Origin of the sequence: Yinghuangia seranimata (assembly GCF_029953285.1) — a bacterium.
Classification (GTDB): domain Bacteria; phylum Actinomycetota; class Actinomycetes; order Streptomycetales; family Streptomycetaceae; genus Yinghuangia; species Yinghuangia seranimata.
Genome location: NZ_JASAOI010000002.1, coordinates 237,780 through 257,368 on the forward strand (window position 1 = coordinate 237,780; position 19,589 = coordinate 257,368).

19 protein-coding genes are annotated in these 19,589 nt (G+C 73.1%); 16 read left to right on the forward strand and 3 right to left on the reverse strand.

The annotated features are described in order from the left end of the window. The first annotated feature begins 48 nt into the window (after positions 1-48). A complete protein-coding gene (locus tag QI554_RS01300) occupies positions 49-444 on the forward strand; it encodes a DUF2690 domain-containing protein (RefSeq protein ID WP_281464825.1) in 396 nt (131 codons plus the stop codon). On the opposite strand, the gene QI554_RS01305 is transcribed toward QI554_RS01300, so the two are convergent. After that, on the reverse strand, positions 438-2,189 hold the full coding sequence (locus QI554_RS01305) for a SulP family inorganic anion transporter (RefSeq protein WP_281464827.1): 1,752 nt from the start codon (positions 2,187-2,189) through the stop codon (positions 438-440). The two genes, QI554_RS01300 and QI554_RS01305, sit on opposite strands and share 7 nt — an antisense overlap. A gap of 218 nt (positions 2,190-2,407) precedes the next feature. On the opposite strand from QI554_RS01305, the gene QI554_RS01310 reads away from it, so the two are divergent. Further along, positions 2,408-2,707: a DUF1876 domain-containing protein gene (locus tag QI554_RS01310; RefSeq protein ID WP_281464829.1), complete on the forward strand. Its 300-nt coding sequence runs from the start codon at positions 2,408-2,410 to the stop codon at positions 2,705-2,707. A gap of 24 nt (positions 2,708-2,731) precedes the next feature. Here QI554_RS01310 and fdhF read toward each other — a convergent pair whose 3' ends face one another. Both fdhF and QI554_RS01320 read right to left on the reverse strand, forming a co-directional pair. Further along, the gene (gene fdhF, locus QI554_RS01315) at positions 2,732-5,425 is read right to left on the reverse strand and encodes a formate dehydrogenase subunit alpha (protein WP_281464831.1); all 2,694 of its coding nucleotides are present in this window, start codon (positions 5,423-5,425) and stop codon (positions 2,732-2,734) included. Continuing rightward, on the reverse strand, positions 5,422-7,110 hold the full coding sequence (locus tag QI554_RS01320) for an NAD(P)H-dependent oxidoreductase subunit E (protein WP_281464833.1): 1,689 nt from the start codon (positions 7,108-7,110) through the stop codon (positions 5,422-5,424). Before QI554_RS01320 ends, fdhF begins: the two co-directional genes overlap by 4 nt. Before the next feature lie 214 nt (positions 7,111-7,324). Here QI554_RS01320 and QI554_RS01325 point away from each other — a divergent pair, with 214 nt between their 5' ends. From QI554_RS01325 to QI554_RS01390, 14 genes are all read left to right on the forward strand, one after another. Beyond that, the gene (locus tag QI554_RS01325) at positions 7,325-7,525 is read left to right on the forward strand and encodes a DUF1918 domain-containing protein (protein ID WP_281464835.1); all 201 of its coding nucleotides are present in this window, start codon (positions 7,325-7,327) and stop codon (positions 7,523-7,525) included. Positions 7,526-7,620: 95 nt separating this feature from the next. Then, positions 7,621-9,033: an MBL fold metallo-hydrolase RNA specificity domain-containing protein gene (locus tag QI554_RS01330; protein ID WP_281464837.1), complete on the forward strand. Its 1,413-nt coding sequence runs from the start codon at positions 7,621-7,623 to the stop codon at positions 9,031-9,033. A gap of 196 nt (positions 9,034-9,229) precedes the next feature. Then, the gene (locus QI554_RS01335) at positions 9,230-9,523 is read left to right on the forward strand and encodes an SHOCT domain-containing protein (protein WP_281464838.1); all 294 of its coding nucleotides are present in this window, start codon (positions 9,230-9,232) and stop codon (positions 9,521-9,523) included. After that, complete coding sequence (locus QI554_RS01340) at positions 9,520-10,308, forward strand: PspA/IM30 family protein (RefSeq protein ID WP_281464839.1); 789 nt, start codon at positions 9,520-9,522, stop codon at positions 10,306-10,308. The genes QI554_RS01335 and QI554_RS01340 overlap by 4 nt, the downstream gene beginning before the upstream one ends. Then, positions 10,305-10,583: a PspA-associated protein PspAA gene (gene pspAA, locus QI554_RS01345; protein ID WP_281464841.1), complete on the forward strand. Its 279-nt coding sequence runs from the start codon at positions 10,305-10,307 to the stop codon at positions 10,581-10,583. Before QI554_RS01340 ends, pspAA begins: the two co-directional genes overlap by 4 nt. 5 nt (positions 10,584-10,588) lie before the next feature. Continuing rightward, a complete protein-coding gene (gene htpX / locus QI554_RS01350) occupies positions 10,589-11,500 on the forward strand; it encodes a zinc metalloprotease HtpX (RefSeq protein WP_281464843.1) in 912 nt (303 codons plus the stop codon). Between the two features lie 25 nt (positions 11,501-11,525). Further along, entirely contained in the window at positions 11,526-12,122 is a 597-nt protein-coding gene (gene pspAB, locus QI554_RS01355) for a PspA-associated protein PspAB (RefSeq protein WP_281464845.1), read from the forward strand. A 126-nt stretch (positions 12,123-12,248) separates the two neighbouring features. Further along, a complete protein-coding gene (locus QI554_RS01360) occupies positions 12,249-12,743 on the forward strand; it encodes a DUF2231 domain-containing protein (RefSeq protein WP_281464847.1) in 495 nt (164 codons plus the stop codon). Positions 12,744-13,072: 329 nt separating this feature from the next. Next, positions 13,073-13,552, forward strand: coding sequence for a universal stress protein (locus tag QI554_RS01365; RefSeq protein WP_281464849.1), 480 nt, complete (start codon positions 13,073-13,075; stop codon positions 13,550-13,552). Between the two features lie 11 nt (positions 13,553-13,563). Next, positions 13,564-14,268, forward strand: a complete 705-nt coding sequence (locus tag QI554_RS01370; protein ID WP_281464851.1) for an ester cyclase — start codon at positions 13,564-13,566, stop codon at positions 14,266-14,268. 143 nt (positions 14,269-14,411) lie between these two features. After that, on the forward strand, positions 14,412-15,215 hold the full coding sequence (locus QI554_RS01375; protein WP_281464853.1) for an HPF/RaiA family ribosome-associated protein: 804 nt from the start codon (positions 14,412-14,414) through the stop codon (positions 15,213-15,215). 177 nt (positions 15,216-15,392) lie between these two features. Continuing rightward, the gene (locus tag QI554_RS01380; protein WP_281464855.1) at positions 15,393-16,100 is read left to right on the forward strand and encodes a helix-turn-helix domain-containing protein; all 708 of its coding nucleotides are present in this window, start codon (positions 15,393-15,395) and stop codon (positions 16,098-16,100) included. Next, the gene (locus QI554_RS01385) at positions 16,097-17,110 is read left to right on the forward strand and encodes an Acg family FMN-binding oxidoreductase (RefSeq protein WP_281464857.1); all 1,014 of its coding nucleotides are present in this window, start codon (positions 16,097-16,099) and stop codon (positions 17,108-17,110) included. The genes QI554_RS01380 and QI554_RS01385 overlap by 4 nt, the downstream gene beginning before the upstream one ends. 9 nt (positions 17,111-17,119) lie before the next feature. Then, on the forward strand, positions 17,120-19,576 hold the full coding sequence (locus QI554_RS01390; protein WP_281464859.1) for a glycoside hydrolase family 65 protein: 2,457 nt from the start codon (positions 17,120-17,122) through the stop codon (positions 19,574-19,576). Positions 19,577-19,589 lie beyond the last annotated feature (13 nt).

Consider the following 19,589-nt stretch of genomic DNA (forward strand, 5'->3'; position numbering starts at 1 on the left):
CAACGCCCGCCCCGCCGAGGCGGCACCCCCTCAACCGAGAGGTACGCCATGAAGCACCGCATCGCCGTCCTGCTGGGCACCGGAGCCCTCCTCGCCGGCGGCCTCGTCGCCGCTCCGGAAGCCTCAGCCGCCCCCACCTGCCTCGGCGCCACCTGCAACGGCAAGAACCCCGCCGCCACCACCTGCGCCGACGACGCCCGCACCGTGATCAGCGACTACCCCATGGAACTCCGCTACAGCTCCTCCTGCCGCGCCGCCTGGGGCCGCTTCATGATCAACGCCCCCACCGGCTCGAAGATCGAGATCAAGAACAACCAGGGCAAGAAGTACACCACCTACGGCAGCGGCAAGTTCTACAGCGTCATGGTCAACGACAAGGACGTCAAGGCGTGGGCCTGCGGCTACTGGCCCCGCGCCAACGTGGAATGCACACGGGACTACTGAGGGGCCTGGGGCCAGGGCCTCGGTTCGCCGCCGTCGCCTCGGCTCCACTCCTTGTAGGCGGCCACGGCCGTGGGCAGTGTGGGGAACATGCGGTCCTCGCCGACGGAGGCGGTCAGCCCGTAGGCGTCCAACTGTGTGCGCAGGTCCTGCTTGACGCGTGCCATGGCGAACACGATCCCGCGCCCGGCCAGTTCGTCCCGCAGGGCTTCCAACGAGTCGAGCGCGGTGATGTCGACCTCGACGTTCGCCTCGGCGTTGAGAACGAACCAGGCCACCGGGCTGGTCTCCGCGGTCACCGCGGCCAACGCGCGGCGCCGGAAGTCCTCCGCGTTGGCGAAGAACAGCGGGGAGTCGTAGCGGTACACCACCAGCCCCGGGATCGTGCGGGCCTGCGGGTAGTCGTCGACGTCGTGCATGCCGGCCAAGCCGGGGGCGATCCCGAGGACGGCGTCGTGCGGTCGCGCCACGCGGCTCAGCAGTTCGGCCACCGACAGGGCGACGGCCACCAGGACGCCGTACAGGATGTCCAACGCGAGGACGCCCGCCAGGCACGCCAGCGCCAGCAGGAACTCGCGCCGCCGGAAGGACATCAGGCGGCGGAAGCCCGCCACGTCGATCAGGCGCACGGCCGCGAAGACGACCAGCGCGCCCAGCACGGCCGACGGCATGTCCTCGATCAGCCGGCCGAGGAACAGCAGCACGGCGAGGACGCACGCACCCGCGACCAGGGCGTACACCTGCGTGCGCCCGCCCGCCGACTTGGCCAGCGCGGTCCGGCTGGCACTGCTGCTGACCGGGAACCCGTGCAGGAACCCGGAGCCGATGTTCGCGGTGCCCAAGGCCAACAGTTCCTGGTTCGCGTCGAGGCCCGGTCCGGCGTCGCGGACCTCGAACGCGCGGGCGGTGAGGATCACGTCGGTGTAGCCGACGAACAGGATCCCCGCGGCCGGCGGCAGCAGACGGTGCAGGTCGCCCAGGCCCGGCGACGAGACGCCGGGCAGTCCGGTCGGAATCCGCCCTACGACGGCGATGCCGTGGTCCCGCAGGCCGAACACGGCCACCGCCGCCGTAGCGAGGGCGACGACCAGCAGCGGCGCCGGACTCCGGGGGACGTAGTGCGCCAGACCGAAGAGCAGGGCCAGGGCCGCCGCGCTGAGCGCCACCGTGGCCCAGTCGACGTCGGACAGGTTGGTCGCGAACGAGCGCAGCATCGGCCCGAAACCGTCGCCCTCGACCGGCACACCGGTGGTCTTGGACAGCTGATCCACGATCATGATCAGCGCCACGCCCGCCAGGTACCCGATCAGCACCGGGCGGGAGAGCAGGTCGGCGACGAAACCGAGCCGGAGCAGCCACGCCGCCAGGGACAGCAGCCCGACCAGGAGGGCCAGCTCCGCGCACAGGACCGCGTAGCGCCGGGGGTCCCCGTCGGCGAGGGGGCCGACCACCGTCGCCGTCATCAGCGCGGTCGTCGACTCGGGGCCGACCGACAGCAGCCGGGAGGAGCCGAAGAGGGCGTATGCCGCGATCGCCGGCAAAATCGCCCACAGGCCCGCGACCGGCGGAAGACCGGCCACGGTGGCATACGCCATGACCTGCGGCACGAGGTACGCCGCGACCGTGACCCCGGCCAGCAGGTCGGGGCGGAGCCAACCCCGCTCGTACTCCTTCAGCGCCGCGGCCCCGGGAACCGCGGGCACGATACGGTGCCGACCCCCACCGGGGCCGACGGCAGGCTGCGACATGGACCTCCCTCCGACACCGCATCATGATGCCGCCCCGTGTCGGCGCCGGGAAAACGCGCGTACTCCGCCAGGTGGGACCGCCGCGTGACGAGCCGGTGCCCGGTCGGGTGGTGTCGCCGACGCACCCCTGCCGATCCGAGGGGGTCCTTCGGCCCTGCCCGGCGAGCGGCGGTCGCGGAGACTGGAAGCACCGGGGGACCGAACCGGAGGTGGGACCGATGGCTGTCGCCAAGCACTGGACCGTCGACATCTTCCTGAGTGAAATGAGCGGGTCCGACGACGCCGAGGGAGGTGAATCGGTGCGGACGTTCGCCGAGGCCCGACTCCACACCCGGGACGACACGGCGGTCCGCGGCCGCGGCCACGCCCGGAAGAGCCCCGCCGACCGGGACGTCCCGGAGATCGGCGACGAACTGGCGGCCGCCCGCGCCCTGTCCGACCTCGCCCACCACCTGCTCGAACTCGCCGCCCGTGACATCGAAGCGGTCACCGGAACACCTGCCGCCGTGCACGACTGAACGCCCGCCCGGCCGGCCGCGTGGTCATCCCGTCGGGTCGGAAGCGACGCGAACCGCGGTGACCTTGTACTCCGGGCAGGAGGTCACCGTGTCGGCGTGGTCGGACGTGAGGCGGTTGACGCCGCTGGACGGGAAGTGGAAGGCACAGAAGACCTGCCCGGGGGCGGTCTCCTCGCTGACGCGGGCGACGAGCCGGGCCCGGCCGTGGCGGCTTTCGACGAAGACCGGTCCGCCGTCGGCGACGGCGAAGCGGGACGCGTCGTCGGGATGCAGGTCGAGGGTGTCGCCGGGCGGCAGCCGGAGGTTGGCGCCCCGGCGGGTCATGCTGCCGGAGTTGTAGTGGGCCCAGCGGCGGCCGGTCACCAGGATCAAGGGGTAGGCGTCGTCTGGCTGTTCGCCGGGCGGGAGGTACGGTGCGGCGGCCAGGTGGGCCTTGCCGTCCGGGGTGGCGAAGCGCATGCGGTAGAGCGTCGCCTCGCCCGGCCGGTCGGGGTGCGGGCACGGCCACGGGACCGCGCCCTCGCGGTCCAGGCGCTGGTGCGACAGGCCCGCGAAATGCGGAGAGACGCGGGCGCATTCGTCGAGCGCGGCGGCCGGGGTCGGGCAGCCGAGGTCGACGCCGAGCGCCGCAGCGACGGCATGGACCACGGCGAAGTCCGTGCGCACGTCGCGCGGTGGCTCGACCGCCGCGCGGACGCGCTGGAAGCGGCGGTCGAAGTTGACGAACGTGCCGTCCTTCTCGAGCCACGAGGCGACCGGCAGCACGACGTCGGCGCGGCGGGCGGTTTCGGAGAGGAAGAGTTCGTTGCACACCACGAGCGGGCAGGCGTCGATCGCCTCGGCGATGCGGGTGGTGTCGGGATCGGTGGCGCAGACGTCTTCGCCGACGATCCACAGCGCCCGCAGGCCGCCGGACCGCGCGGCGGCGAACATCTCCGGGATGCGCAGGCCGGATCGCGTGGGGACGGCGGCGCTCCAGACCTGTTCCACGCGTGCCCGGGCGGCCGGGTCGGCGACCTTCGCGTAGCCGGGCAGCAGGTCGGGCAGCGCGCCCATGTCGGACGCGCCTTGGACGTTGTTCTGACCACGGAGCGGGTTGACCCCGTAGCCGCGTCCGGTGCCGACCGCGCCCCGCAGGATCGCGAGGTTGGCGAGCGCGCGGACGCCGTCGGTGCCGTGCAGGTGCTCGGTGACGCCCAGGCCGTAGACGATCGCGGGCCGCTCGGCCTGCCCGTAGAGCCGGGCCGCCTCGGTGATCCGTTCCGCCGGCACGCCGGTGATGTCGGCGACCCGTTCGGGCGGGTAGTCCGTCAGAAGCCGGGTGAGTTCCGGCAGGCCGGTCGCGCGTTCGCGCAGGAAGTCGTCGTCGCTCAGGCCTTCGGCGATGAGCACATGTGCGAGGCCGTGGAACAGTGCCACGTTGGTACCCGGCCGCGGCCGCAGATGGACGTCGGCGTACCGGGCGAGCCCGACCGCACGCGGGTCGGCGACAAGCAACTTCGCCCCGCGCAGGGCGCTCTGCAGCAGCCGCGCGCCGACGACGGGGTGGGCTTCGACCGGATTGGCGCCGACGATCAGGAAGCAGTCTGCCTGCTCGACGTCGTCGAACGTGTCGGTGCCGCCGGCGAGTCCGAACGACGCGGTAAGCCCGGCGGCCGAGGGCGCGTGGCACAGGCGCGAGCAGTTGTCGATGTTGTTGGTACCGATCGCGACGCGCATGAACTTCTGCAGGAGGTAGTTCTCCTCGTTGGTGGCGCGGGCCGAGGAGATCAGTCCCACCGCGTCGGGCCCCGCGGCGGCGACCGCCTCGGCGAAACCGCGCGCCACGCACGCCAGCGCCTCGTCCCAGCCGACGGGTTCGAGGACTCCGCCGCGGCGCAGCAAAGGCTGCGTGAGCCGTTCTTCCGAGCGCAGGTAGCCGTACGCGAACCGCCCTTTGACGCAGGCGTGTCCGCGGTTGACCGCGCCGTCCCGGGCCGGAAGGACGGCGGCCACCTCGTCGCCGCGCGAGACGACGTCCAGCGTGCACCCGACACCGCAATAGCCGCACGTGGTACGGGTGGTCGCCGCGTGCGGTCGTGCCGAGGTGAGGCCGGCCGCCTCGCCGGGCGCCGTGATCGCGCCGGTCGGGCAGGTGTCCACGCATCCGCCGCAGGCCACGCAGTCGGACTGCGCCCAGGGACCGCCGGTGCCGGGCGCGACCACGGTGTCCGAGCCGCGTCCGACCAGAGTGAGCGCGAACGTGCCCTGTACCTCGGAGCACATCCGGACGCACCGGCCGCAGGCGATGCACAGGTCTCGGTCCAGATGGACGTACGGATGCGTGGTGTCGGCACCGTGCCCACCCGCGCCCTGGGCGGTGTCCGGGGTGATGCCCAACGCCCCGCAGGTGTCGGAGAGCTCGCTGGAGCCGGAGGCCAACGCGCGCGGCGGCAGCACAGACACCATGAGTTCGACCGCGTCCCGCCGCAGGTCGGGCAGGTCTCCGGAGCCGACCTCGACGCGGGCCCCGGGGGTCGCGGGGGTGACACATGCGGCGGCGACGCGGCCGTCGGCACGGACCAGGCAGGTACGGCAGGACCCGGCCGGACCGAAGCGGTCGTCATGGCACAGCGACGGAACCCAGAGGCCGGCGGCCCGGACCGCGGCGAGCAGCGAACTGCCCTCCGGGACGGTGACCGTGCTCCCGTCCACGGTGATCTCGACGGGCTCCGTCACGATTCCCACCCCGCCAGTCGGCCCCCGTACGCCCGAGCCAGGCTGCGCACCGCGGGCGGGATCCGTCGCCCGAACGCGCACAGGCTCGCTTCCGACAGCACGTGCAGCGTCCGCGCGTACCCGGTGCCGGGCTGCCCGCCCGCCTCGACAAGCTCCAGCCCCCGACGCGATCCCACCCGGCACGGCGAGCACGCGCCGCAGCTCTCCGCAGCCGCGAAGGCCCAGACGTGGCGCAGCACGTCCAACGGCGCGACCGACGTGTCGAACGCGACCATGCCGGCGTGCCCGAGCGCCGCCCCCCGGGCCGCGAGGGCGGCCTCCGAGAGCGGCACGTCGAGTCCGTCGGCCGGCAGGAACCCGCCGAGCGGGCCGCCGACCTGCAGCACGGCGAGGTCGGCGCCGTCGCGCAGGCCGTCGCCGAGATCGGCGACGATGCGCGCGACCGAGACGCCGAGTTCCACCTCGTAGACGCCGGGGCGCGCGAAACGCTCGGACAGGCAGACGAGCTTGGTCCCCGTCTCGTCCGTGGTGCCGCGCCTTGCGTAGGCGGCGGCACCGCGCCGGACGATCCACGGCACTGCCGCGAGGGTCTCGACGTTGTTCACCACGGTCGGCGCGTCCCACAGCCCGTGGTCGGTCGGGTAGGGCGGACGCGGGCGGGCGCAGCCGCGTTCGCCCTGGAGGCCCGCGATCAGCGCGGTCTCCTCTCCCGCCACGTACGAGCCGGCGCCCTCGACGACGCGCACGTCCAGCGTGGTCGCGGTGCCGTGGACCGCGGCGCCCAAGTGCCCGTCGGCGTAGGCCCGCGCCACGGCCTCGCGCATCCGTGCCAACGCGCGCGGATACTCCGACCGCACGAGGACGACGGCTTCGCGAGCGCGGCAGGCGAAGCACGCCAGCGCGATGCCCTCCACGACCCGGTCGGGGTCGTACTCCAGCAGCAGCCGGTCGGCGAAGGACCCGGGGTCGCCTTCGTCTCCGTTGGCGACCACAACGGCGTCCGGGCCGTGGCGGACGGCGTCCCATTTCGCCGCGACCGGGAATCCCGCGCCGCCGCGTCCCCGCAGCCCGGACGCGGACACCTCCTGCCACACCTGCTCGGGGGTCCGGGAGGAGACCGTGCCCGGCCACACCTGCCAGGCGCGCTCTCCGGCCACGAGCCCGGCCAGCAGGACGGGATCGCCGGTGCTGTCGACGGCGGGGACGTCCGGTGCGCTCGGCGGCACGCGTCCGGCGAGCTGGTCGGCGAGGGTGGCGCCGGTGCAGGCGGTCCCGCCGTCGAGCGCGGCCGGTCCGGCGTAGCAGTAGCCGAGGCAGCGCACGGTCTGGAGGGACACCGTCCCGTCCTCACTGACCGTGTCGGGTGCGGCACCGCACGCGTCCGCGGCCTCCGCCAGGTGTCGGCCGCCTCGCGCGGCGAAGCAGGCCGCCGCCGTGCAGACCCGCACGTGGCGGCGGCCCGTGGGCGCGGCCAGGTCGGCGTAGTACGACGCCGGTCCGAGCGCCGCGGCCGCGGGCAGACCCACCTGACCCGCGACGTCGGGAGCCCAGTCGCCGACCGGGTCCGCCGTGCCGGCGCGGGCCCGGGCCAAGGCGCTCAGGAGCCGCTCACCGGCCCTGCCGCGCCGGAGGCCCAGGGCCCGCCACGGATCGCGGGGCCTCGCGTCGGCGCTGCGCTCCTCCATGAGCCTGCCTCCTGCCGGGTCCGCGCGGACACCACCCTTTCCTCATGCTGCGGCCGGATCCGAGCCGCCGCAGCCGGGCGCGGGGGTTCGTGCGCGGCGCCGGGCCGTTCGGCCCTGTGCGCGGCGCCGGGATCGACGTCATCCTGGAACCGCCGGCCCGCGCTCGTGGGCGGTCGCCGCAGTCTCGGGGAACTCCGGAAGAGGGAGCGGCATCATGAAGGCGCAGGTTGGCGACTGGATCGTCGTGGAGTCCCCGCACGTGGGCGAGCCCCGGCGCATCGGACTGGTGATCGGCGTGGAGCAGGCCGACGGCGCTCCGCCCTACACGGTCCGCTGGACCGAAGACGACCACGAGTCGCTGTTCTTCCCCGGCCCTGAAGCACACGTCGAGAAGCCTGAGGCGCTGTTCCCGTGAGCGCCGCGTCGCCGACCGCCGGTTCCGTTCGGCGCCTTCCACGGCCGATGCCGTCGGACGCGGTGGTGCGGTGAGGGCGACGGAACGGAGCCGTCATGACCACGATCCGTCCGCGAACCCGGCCCGGCCTCCTCACGTTCCTGGGCGGCGTGGGCACGGTGACCGGCAGCAAGTTCCTGGTGGAGACCGACCACGCGCGGATGCTGGTCGACTGCGGGCTCTTCCAGGGAGCCGCCGAACTGCGGCGCCGCAACCGCCGACCGTTGCCGCTCGACCCGGCGGACGTCGACGCCGTGATCCTCACGCACGCGCACCTCGACCACTGCGGGTACCTGCCGCGGCTGGTCCGCGACGGGTTCGGCGGGCCTGTCGTGTGCAGCCCGAACACGGCCGCGCTCGCGGAGTTGATCCTGCGCGACAGCGCCCACCTCCTGCGTGAAGAGGCGGACCACGCCAACCGCTACGGGTGGTCGAAGCACCGTCCCGCGGAACCGCTGTACACGGACGAGGACGTCGACCGCACGATGGGCCTGATCACGCCCGTACGGGTCGGTGAGCCCGTCGAGCCGGCGAAGGACACCGTCGTCCGTCTTCACCACGCCGGGCACATCCTGGGCTCCACATGGGTGCACCTGACGCTGGAAGACGGTCACACACTGGCCTCCAGCGGCGATCTCGGGCGCCCGGTGCACCCGCTGCTGAAACCGCCGGAGCCGTTCGGCGGCGCCGATGTGCTGCTGTTGGAGTCGACGTACGGCAACCGTCGCCACGACGACGCCGCGGCGCGGGCGCGCTTCGCGGACGCGGTGGGGTACACGCTGGCGCGTGGCGGGACGGTGCTGATCCCGTCGTTCGCGGTCGACCGTACCGAGGTCGTGCTGCACGAACTCGCCGAGCTCCGCCGCTCCGGACGTATCCCGCAGACCGTGCCGGTGTTCGTCGACAGTCCCCTCGCGCTGGCCGCTCTGGAGGTCTACCGGCGGGCGTCGGAGGCGCACGCTCCGGAGCTGCGTCCGGATGCGGGCGCGATCGGAGAGATGGCCCTCGACGCCGGGCCGTTCCTGCCGATCCGCTCCCTGGAGGACTCGACGCGCTTGATGGAGTCACGGATCCCCTGCGTCATCGTGTCCGCATCCGGGATGGCGACGGGCGGCCGCGTGGTGCGGCACCTCCAGCAGCTCCTGCCGGATCCCCGCAACACCGTCGTCATCGTCGGCTTCGCCGCGGCCGGCACCCGAGCCCGAGACCTGGTCGACGGCGCGCGGGTCCTGAAGATGTACGGCGGCTACGTGCCGGTCCACGCCCAGGTTCTGAATGTTCCGGGGTTCTCCGCGCACGCGGACGCCGACGAGATCCTCCAGTGGCTGCGCGGCAGCCCGGCACCCCACACGACCTACCTCGTGCACGGCGAACCCGACGGCGCGGCTGTGCTGCGCGGCCGGATCGACGACCGGCTCGGCTGGACCGCCGTGGTGCCGCGCATGAACGAGCGGGTGCTGGTGCGCTAGGCCGAAACGGGCATGTGCCGCGGATCGGCGGGGCCGTCCCCCGGACACGGGTGCCTCGTATGGGCTGTCAGGCCCGGTGGCCCGGGCCGATCGGCACTTGGGGAAGCCCCGCCGGGGAGCGACGGTGGGAGCGTCGGGAGGCGGCCCGGCCGCGCGGCCGGGGTCCCGTCCCGATGCCGGAGGTACGTTGGTGATGATGTTCGACCACGACTTCAGTGGCTGGGACTGGTTCGGAATGGCCGTCGGCATGGTCGTCTTCTGGGCCTTGGCGATCGCCCTGGTCTTCTGGCTCGTGCGCAGCGTGGCCGGCCGCGAGCAATCCCGGTCCGTCGCGCCGCCGCCGCGGCCCGCGACGCCTCAGCACCTCCTGACCGAGCGGTTCGCCCGGGGCGAGATCGACGAGGACGAATACCTGCGCCGCCTGGCCGTTCTGCGCGGTCCCGAACCTCACGGACCGCACCCGCATGAGCAGGAAGGGCGTGCACGATGACCGGCATCACCCACCGGATGGCCACCTTGTTCCGGGTCAAGGCGAACAAGGCCCTGGACCGGGCCGAGGATCCGCGGGAGGTCCTCGACTACGCGTACGAGCAGCAGCTTGAGATGCTGCGGAAGGTCCGCCGCGGAGTCGCGGACGTGGCCACCAGCCACAAGCGCGTCGAGCTGCAGACCGACCAGCTCAGGCTGTCCGCCGGCAAGCTCCAGGACCAGGCCCAGCAGGCGCTCGGCATGGGACGCGAGGACCTGGCACGCGAGGCGCTGACCCGCCGCACCGCCACGCTCGCGCAGATCACCGACCTGGAGGCCCAGCAGGCGTCGCTGCACGAGCAGGAGGAAAAGCTCACGCTGGCGGCGGAGCGGCTCCAGGCGCGGGTGGACGCGTTCCGGGTCCGCAAGGAGACGATCAAGGCGAACTACACGGCCGCCGAGTCCCAGACCATGATCACCGAGGCGGTCACCGGTATCGGCGAGGAGATGGGCGACGTCGGTCTGGCGATGCAGCGGGCCGAGGACAAGACCGCCCAGATGCAGGCCCGCGCAGGCGCGCTGGACGAGCTGATCGCGTCCGGCGCCCTGGAGGACGCGACCGCCCCCGCGGGCCGGGACGACCTCCAGGCCGAACTCGACGCGGTCACCGCAGGCAGCGACGTGGATGCCGAACTCGCACGGATGAAGGCCGAGTTGCCCGGTGCGTCGGCCAAGACCGCGCTCCCGGGCGGGGAATCCGCGACCGCGCCCGCGCGGCACGAGACCGGACAGGAGGAATCGTCATGATCATGAGGATTCTCGGCGAGGGCCAGTACCAGATCGCCGACGCCGACCTGGACCGGCTCAACGCCCTGGACGCCGCCGTGCAGGCGGCCGCCGACGCCGACGACGAAGCCGGCTTCAGCAGCGCGCTGGAGGCCCTGCTGGACGCCGTGCGGGCGGTCGGCACGCCACTGCCCGACGACGTGATCACGCCGTCCGACCTGGTCCTCCCCGACCGGCACACCAGCCTGGCGCGGGTGCGCGAGCTGCTGTCCGACGAGGGCCTGATCCCGGGGTGAGGGCCGTGCGAAGCCGCTTCGCGCCCGACCGGGGGCTGACCGGCCGCATGCTGGTCACGATGTTCCTGCTCGGGCTGCTGTACGTGGCGTTCATCGCCGCGCTGATCGTGCTGCTCAAGTCCACCGCCCTCGTGGTGGTCATCGCCGCCGGGCTGCTGGGCGCGCAGTACTGGTTCTCCGACCGGATCGCCCTGTATGCCATGCACGGCCGCGTCGTCACCCCCGAGGAGGAACCCGAACTGCACGGCGTCGTGGACCGGTTGTGCGCCGCCGCCGACATGCCGAAGCCGCAGGTCGCCGTCTCCGGCATGGACCTGCCCAACGCGTTCGCCACCGGCCGCAACCCGAACCACGCCGTCGTCTGCGTCACCCGGGGGCTCCAGCGCCGTCTCGAACCGGCCGAGCTGGAAGGCGTCCTCGCCCACGAACTGTCCCATGTCGCGCACCGCGACGTGGCGGTGATCACCGTCGCCTCGTTCCTGGGCGTCATCGCCGGGCTGATGGTCCGCTTCGCGTTCTACTCCCAGCTGTTCGGCGGACGCGGCCGCCGCGACCAGAACACCGCCGCCGTGTTCGGCATCGTCATGCTGGTCTCCGCCGCGGTCTACGCCATCAGCTTCCTGCTCATCCGCGCCCTGTCCCGCTACCGCGAACTGGCCGCCGACCGCGCCGGCGCCCAGCTCACCGGACGCCCGTCCGCGCTGGCGTCGGCACTCACCAAGGTCAGCGGCGACATCGCCCGCATCCCCACGGAAGACCTGCGCACCGCCCAGGCGTTCAACGCGTTCTTCTTCAGCCCGGCACTCGGGCCCGGCACGACCCTGGCCAAGCTGTTCTCGACCCACCCGAGCCTGGACCGCCGACTCGAAGCACTCGCGGAGATCTCCGCACAGCTCGGCGAGGAGGCACCGCAGTGAGGCGCCCGGGAAGGAGCTGATGCCAATGGGGTTCTGGGACACGGTTCTGGGCCGCACCAAACCCGTCCGGCCCAACCTGGACCGGCTGTTCGACGTACCGTCGGCGGCGCTCACACTCCAGGCGGCCACCGGCTTCGCCCCGACCGGACGCGGAACGGTGTGCTTCGCCGCCGTCGAGGGCACCGCCTTCACCCGGGTCCGCGAGGAGGTCGGCGCCTTGTTGAACGCCGGGACCGCCGGGACCGTCGGCTCCGAACCCGTCGGCGCCCCCGTCGAGTTCAGCAAGGACTCGTACGGCTACCACTGGCTCCTCGTCCGGCGTGCCCCGGACGACCTGGCCTCGCTGGTCAACGACGTGCACGCGGTGAACACCTCCCTGGAGGAGAGCGGCTTCGGCCCGCACCTGCTGTGCTCCCTCGTGTGGTTCGGCGACGCCGGGACCCGTTCGCTCGCCCTCGTCTACCTCTACAAGCGCGGGACGTTCTACCCGTTCGCCCCGCTGCCCGGCGACAAGCGCGACAGCCCGCTCGAACTCCAGACCAAGGCCCTGCTCGAGCACGAGCTGCCCGTCGAACCGGACCTGACCCGGTGGTTCCCGATCTGGGGAGCACCGGGCGGCTGACCTCCGCGGCGGCGGGCCAGGGGGAACCGGTGGTTCGCCCAGGCGTTCAGAAGAAGCTCAGAACTTCCTGTGCCAGGCTCCCCAGCCGACCGACACATCATGGACCCACCGGCTGGAGAAGCTCCCATGAGCCTGATCAATGGCCTACCCGCGCACGTGCTGCTCGTGCACTTCGTCGTCGTGCTCGTCCCGTTGACCGCGCTGGCACTCACGGTCAGTGCGATCTGGCCGAGTGCGGCCAAGCGCATGGGCATCGTGCTGCCGCTGCTCGCCCTGGTCACGCTCGGGAGCATTCCCCTCACCACGGAGTCGGGGGAGTGGCTGGAGCGGCACGTCGACAGCAACGAACTGGTGCGTCGTCATGCGGGGCTCGCCGACGGCCTGCTCCCCTGGGCCGGGGGCCTGTTCGTCCTCGCGGTCGTCGTCTGGTGGACGGTCCGCCGCGCGGCCGCTTCCGGGTCCCCTTCCGGGTCCCCGCGCAGCACACAGCGGTTCGCGGCGCCGCTGCGCATCGCGACCCTGGTGCTGTCGCTCGCCGTGTCGGTGGGAGCCGTCGTGGACGTCTACCGCATCGGTGACTCGGGGGCGAAGGCCGCTTGGAGCGACGGCTTCTCGAAGTAGGAAGGCGCCGGGCCGGAGGCCGCGGTCGGGGGGCCTCGGGGGCCGCGTCCCACGCACGACGCGACCTGCGAGGTGGGCTCCCTTCGCCGGCATTGTCCGGATCAGGTGATGGAGGTCGCCGTCCGGTCTCTCGACCTTTCGGCCTCTCAGTCCGGTCACCCACAACAACGGTGGCTGAACTCCCTCGCTCGCCCCGCAGGCCGATTCCGACATTACGCCTAAATTTCGCGTCCGGAAAGGTTCGCGGCGATCGCCGCTTGGCGAGAGGCTGGAAGAAGGGACCGTGCACCGGCAACGCGTACGGGCACGGTCCGGCTGGGAGGTCCGTGATGGCGTCTGCCGAGAGCACGGGCAAGGTCGTCGCGGTAGAGGTGCCGGTCGACCAGCTCGCGGACCGCGCCCGACGGCGGATCGTGGTCGGCGTGGACGGCTCGTTCGGTGCGGCGGTGGCCCTGCGCTGGGCGTCGACCGAGGCCTGTGAACGGGGCCTGGTCCTCGACGTCGTCGCCGTGTGGGAGGAACTGCACCCGGACGACACAGGCCGTGACGGGCATCTCGAGGTCGCCCGGCAGCGGCTGCAACGCGCGCTGGAGAGCCTGATCCGGCAACGCGACGTCCCCGACGAGGTGATCACCGCCCCGCTGCACGGCCCTCCCGGCGAGCGCCTGGTGGAGCGGGCCCGCGACGCGGAACAGTTGGTCCTGGGCACCACCGGCATCAGCTCCCCGGAGATCCCCGGCGGAATCAGCCTGTACGTCCTGCGCCACAGCGCGACCCCGGTCACGTTCGTCCCCCCGCGGACACCGTAGGAGGTGGCACCGTGACCTTCGTACAGATCATGGAATGCAGGACCAGCCGCGTCGACGACGTGAACCGGCTGATGGGCTCATGGATCGACGAGACCCGGGGGAGGCGGACCGCGACCCACGCCATGGTCGGCGCCGACCGCGCGGACCGCGCGCACGTCGTCGAGATCGTGGAGTTCTCCTCGTACGAGCAGGCCGTGCGCGATTCCGGCCTCCCCGAGACCGGCCGCGTCTTCCGCGAGACGGCCGCGTTGTGCGACGAACCCCCCACGTTCACCGACCTCGACCTCGTCCGCGACGACAGGCTCGACAAGGCCGCGGTCCGCCGCTTCTTCGAGCAGGTCGCCCTCGGCCACCTCGGCGTCATCGACGAACTGTTCGCCCCCGACTACCGCGACCACGATCACGGCAACCGGGTCGAGACCCGCGGCACGGCCGCCCTCCGCGACCAGGCGCGGCGCTGGCTCAAGGCGTTCGACTTCGCGTTCACCGTCGACAGCCAGCTCGCGGACGCCGACCAGGTCTGCACCCGCTGGACCTGGCACGGCACCCACATCGGCGACTTCATGGGCACCCCCGCCACGGGCAGACCCGCTGAGGTCACCGGCACCACCGTCTTCCGGTTCCAGGACGGCAGGATCAAAGAGGGCTGGTGGCACTGGGACGTCCTCGGCCTGATGCGGCACTTGGGCATCCCGCCCGGCGACCGCGGCCGCTGACCGCGCGTCTCCGTACGTGGGCGTGCCACCCGGCCCGGTGGGCGGGCCGTGCGGCCCTGTTCCGCTGATCTCAGCCCGTGGTGGTCTGGTACCCGCCGACGGCGGTGCGCCGTCCGGACGTCCGAGGAAACGGAGCGGATGCCATGAAGAACAGGTCGACTCCCGTGGTTGTGCCGGAAATCAAGGTGGAGGCGCAGGGGGACCTTCCGCGCGGCGCGGACGAGTACGCCCGTGGCAAGATCGCCGCGCTGCTGGAGTCCGTGCGCGAGCCTGTGCTGTTCGCGCGGGTGCGCCTGACGCAGACCCGCAACCCGGCCACCGAGCGGCCGGCGGTCGCCCAGGCGGGTGTGGACGTCAACGGTCGCCAGGCCCGGGCCCAGGTCGCGGCGGCGACGATGACCGAGGCGGTCGATCTGCTGCAGGACCGGCTCGCCCGGCAGTTGGACCGGCTGCGCCAGGACTGGCAGGCGCGGCGCGGCACCCTGCCCAAGCCCGGTCCCGGCCAGTGGCGGCACGGGGCCGAGCCGGCGCACCGGCCGGACCACTTCCCGCGCCCCGCGCACGAGCGGGAGGTCGTGCGGCACAAGTCGTACTCCCTGGCCCGTGAGACCCCGGACGAGGCCGGGTTCGAGATGGAGACGATGGGCTACGGCTTCCACCTCTTCACCGACCTGGCGACCGGCGAGGACAGCGTCGTGTACCGCACCGGGCCGACCGGGTGGCGGCTCGCCCAGGTGCACCCGCAGCCGGACCGGCTCGGCCCGACCGCGGTGCCGATGACCGTCAGCCCGCAGGCACCGCCGCGCCTGGACGTCGCCGGCGCCAAGGTGCGGTTGGAGGAGACCGGGCAGCCGTTCGTGTTCTTCGTGGACACCACCACCGGTCGCGGCAACGTCCTCTACCACCGCTACGACGGCCACTACGGGCTCATCACACCCGCCGACTGACCCGGCCGGAGCCCACCCCCGCGCCGACCGCCCGACAGGGCCGTTCGGCCCTCCCCGAGGAGCCGGGCTCCCCGGTCTCGGCGGCGCGGGGGTGGGAATCATGGGTATTGAGAGGAAATCGATGCGCCTGTCCTCCTTCGGGCCAGGCGATCGGCCCCACCCGCAAGGAGGGCCGCCATGAGCGACCAGACCGCAGGGACCCGGAGCCCGGACGCCCGGACCGTGGGACGCAACGCCGGCGCCCGCCGCCGCGTGTGCGGCCTGTCCGCTTCCGAAGCAGCCGCACGCGGCGGCATCTCCGTCGGCTGGGTCGAGGCGCTGGAAGAAGGCACCGCGGCGTGGAACCTGGCGTCCCTGTCGCGCCTGGCGTGGTCTCTGGACACCACCGTGGGGCGCCTGCTCGCCGCGGACTACGACCCGTCCGATCCGCCTCCGCGGCCCGACGCCGACCGCTCGACGCACGGGATCGCGCCGGAACTCACCGACATGGGCGAGGAGGAGTGCTACGCCCGGCTCGCCCTCGGGAACGTCGGCCGCCTGTCGCCGGGCAACGCGCCGGAGCCGTTCGTCGTGCCCGTCAACTACCTGGTGGACGGGCGCGACATCGTCCTGCGCACGAAGCCCGGATCGCTGCCGTCGACGGTGTCGGGGAAAGTCGCGTTCGAGGTGGACGACCTCGTCCAGTCGGCCCACCTCGGTTGGAGCGTCCTCGTCGTCGGCGCTGCCGAGCAGGTCCACGACGACGTGGAGGAGAAGCGCCTCGACAGCCTCGGACTCGTCCCGTGGGCGGGCGGCGACCGCACCCTTTGGATGCGCATCCGCCCGGACCGGGTGACGGGCCGCCGCATCGCGCCGGCGCGCACCGCGGGAGATGTCGCTCCATGACCGCGGCACCGACCCCGACCCAGCGGGAGACGGTCCTGCGCGCGGCCACCTCCGCCCCGTCGAAGTACAACACCCAGCCGTGGTGGTTCCGGTGGGACGGCGGCGATCTCGAGGTCCATGTCGACCCGACCCGGCGTCTGCCCCGCAGCGACCCCGCGGGCCGCGAAGCGGTCATCGCCTGCGGCGCGGCGACGTTCGCCGCACGGCTCGGCTACGCGGCGTGCGGCTTCGGCACCGCCGTGGAGGGACGCCCGGACGAGGACGACCCGCTGTTCGCGGCGCGCGTGCGGGTCGTCGCGGAGGCGCCGGATCCGCGCTTCGTGGAACTGCACCCGTACCTGGCGCGGCGCCGCACCGACCGGGGGCCCTTCCAGGACACACCCGTCCCGACCGCGGTCCTCGACGAGCTGGGCGCCGCCGCGCGCGCGGAGGACGCCTGGCTGCGCGTCGCGGCCTGGGAGCCCGCGTACGACCACCTGCTCGCCCTGATCCGTGAGGCCACGTGGCTCGAGGAGCAGGGGCTCCGCGACGAACGTGCCGCCTGGGTCGACGCTCCGGACGCCGCACGCCGCCGCGAAGGGGTCGGGGCGGAGAGCCTCGGCCCGCTGCCCGAACAACCGACCGGGACCGTCCGCGACCTGGCCGTCGGACGCGATATCGCCGGTCGCGAGCACACGGCCTTCGAAGCGCGGCCGACGATCGCCGTGCTGGAGACCGCCTCGGACACCCGCGGCGACTGGCTCGCGGCGGGCCAGGCACTCCTGCGCGTCCTGGTCACCGCTACCCGGCGCGGTGTCGCGGCGTCGTTCGCGAACCAACCCCTGGAGGACGAGGAACTGCGCTTCGAAGCCGGCCACCTCACGCTGCCGCCGGGGGAGGCGCTGCACCGGTCCGCGCAGATGATCCTCCGGCTCGGCCTGAGCACCACCCAGGCGCCGTCCACTCCGCGCCGGGCGCCGGCCGACGTCCTGGAGCCGCCGACCTGGCACACGTCGCGGTCCCGCTCGTAGGAGGCGGGCATGGGACACGCGGCGCGGACCGGCGAGCCGGCGCAGCTCTCGGGCCCGGTCCAGGACGGCTGGGCGGTACGGTACGACGGGTTCGACCCGGGGCGCGAGGGACTCCGCGAAGCGCTGTGCGCTCTGGGGAACGGCTACTTCGTCACGCGCGCCGCCGCACCGGAGGCGACGACCGACGGGGTGCACTATCCCGGCACATACCTGGCCGGCGGCTACGACCGCGGCGCGGTGCGGATCGCCGGGCACAGGGTCGAGAACGAGGACCTCGTCAACGTCACGAACTGGCTGCCGCTGACGTTCCGGGCCGAGGACGGCGAGTGGTTCGCCGGATCCGCGCGGGAGATCCTCGGACACCACCTCACGCTCGACCTGCGGCACGGGGTGCTGCACCGGAGCACGCGGGTCCGGGACGCGCAGGGCCGGGTCACCGTCCTGACGCAACGCCGCTTCGTCCACATGGCGCACCCGCACCTCGCGGCGCTGGAGACCACACTGGTGCCCGAGAACTGGACGGGCACGCTGACGGTCCGGTCCGCCCTCGACGGCGGCGTCCGCAACACCGGTGTGGCGCGGTACCGGGACCTCGCGGAACGACACCTCGCGATGCGACGCGGCCACGCGGCGGGCCCGCAGACCGTCGTGCTCGAGGTGGAGACCACCGGCTCCCGCCTGCGCGTCGCCACCGCGGCCCGCACCCGGGTCACCCAGGGCGGCCCGCCGTCGCACGTCGGGGTCGAGCGTGACCACCACCGCATCGGCCACGAGCTGGTTCTCGCGGCGGCACCCGGCCGACCCTGCGTCGTCGAGAAGGTGGTGGCCGTGCACACCGGCCGCGACCCGGCGATCGGGGACCCGGTCGAGGCGGCGGTCGAGGCCGCGAACGCGGCCGGGGACTTCGCGGCGCTGCTCGCCGCGCACGCCCGGCGCTGGGCCGAACTGTGGGCCCGCTGCCGCGTGGACCTCGGGCAGAGCCGGGAGTCCGAACTCACCTCCCGCCTCTACACGTTCCACATCCTGCAGACGCTCAGCGAGCACACGGCCGGGCTCGACGCGGGAGTTCCGGCGCGCGGGCTGCACGGCGAGGCGTACCGCGGGCACGTGTTCTGGGACGAGCTGTTCGTCCTCCCGTACCTCAACCTGCGGCTGCCCGACGTCAGCCGGGGCCTGCTGCGCTACCGCCACCGACGGCTCGACGCCGCACGGCGGGCCTCCCGCGCCGCGGGACACCGCGGCGCGATGTTCCCCTGGCAGAGCGGCGGCGACGGCCGCGAGGAGACGCCCACGCTGCACTTCAACCCCCGGTCGGGCAGATGGCTGCCCGACCACAGCCACCTGCAACGGCACGTCGGGTCCGCGATCGCGTACAACGCCTGGCAGTACTACCAGGCGACCGGAGACCACGCCTACCTGGCCGCGGAAGGGGCGGAGCTGATCATCGAGATCGCCCGTTTCTGGTCTGACTTCGCCCGGTTCGACCCGGTGTTGCGTCGCTACCGCATCCAGGACGTCATGGGCCCCGACGAATACCACGACGCCTATCCCTGGGCCGACCGTCCCGGCCTGGACGACAACGCCTATACGAACGTCATGGCGTCCTGGGTGCTCACCACGGCGCAACGCGCGCTCGGGCTGCTGCCGGAGCACCGCCGCGGCGAACTGGCCGAGAAACTGCGCCTGGCATCCGACGAGCCCGCGCGGTGGGAGCACGTCGCCCGCAGGCTCCGCGTGTGCTTCCACGACGGGGTCGTCAGCCAGTTCCACCGGTACGGCGAACTCGCCGAACTCGACTGGGACGGCTACCGGCGGCGCTACGGCGACATCCGCCGCCTGGACCGGATCCTGGAGGCCGAGGGCGACAGCCCGAACCGCTACCGCGTCTCCAAACAGGCCGACGTCCTCATGCTGGCCTACCTGTTCTCGCCGGCCGAACTCGGGCGCCTCTTCACCCGGATGGACTACGCCGTCGACGCGGACACCCTCGACCGCACGATGCGCTACTACCTGCGGCGCACGGCCCACGGCTCGACCCTCAGCAGCGTCGTCCACGCCTGGGTCCTGGCCCGCGCCGACCGGGCCGCCTCCGGTCGGTTCCTCCGCGAGGCCCTCGCCTCCGACCGGTACGACGTCCAAGGCGGAACCACCCCCGAGGGAATCCACCTCGGCGCCATGGCCGGGTGCCTCGACCTGCTCAGCCGCGGCTACCCGGGGCTGGAACTCCGCGAGGACACCCTGGTCCTGGACCCCGTCCTCCCCGAGGGGCTCGGGCCGTTGGAGTTCGACATCCGGTACCGCGAGCACTGGGGAGTGCGCGTCCACGTGTCCCACCGCGGCACGTCGGTGTCGCTGCGCCCCGGCCAGTCCACGCCCGTCCGCGTCCGCATCGGCGACGTGGAGCGCACGGTCGAGGCCGGCACCACGTGGCGGGTGCCCTCCTCCACGGTGTCCTCGCGGGCTTGACCCCCACGTCCCG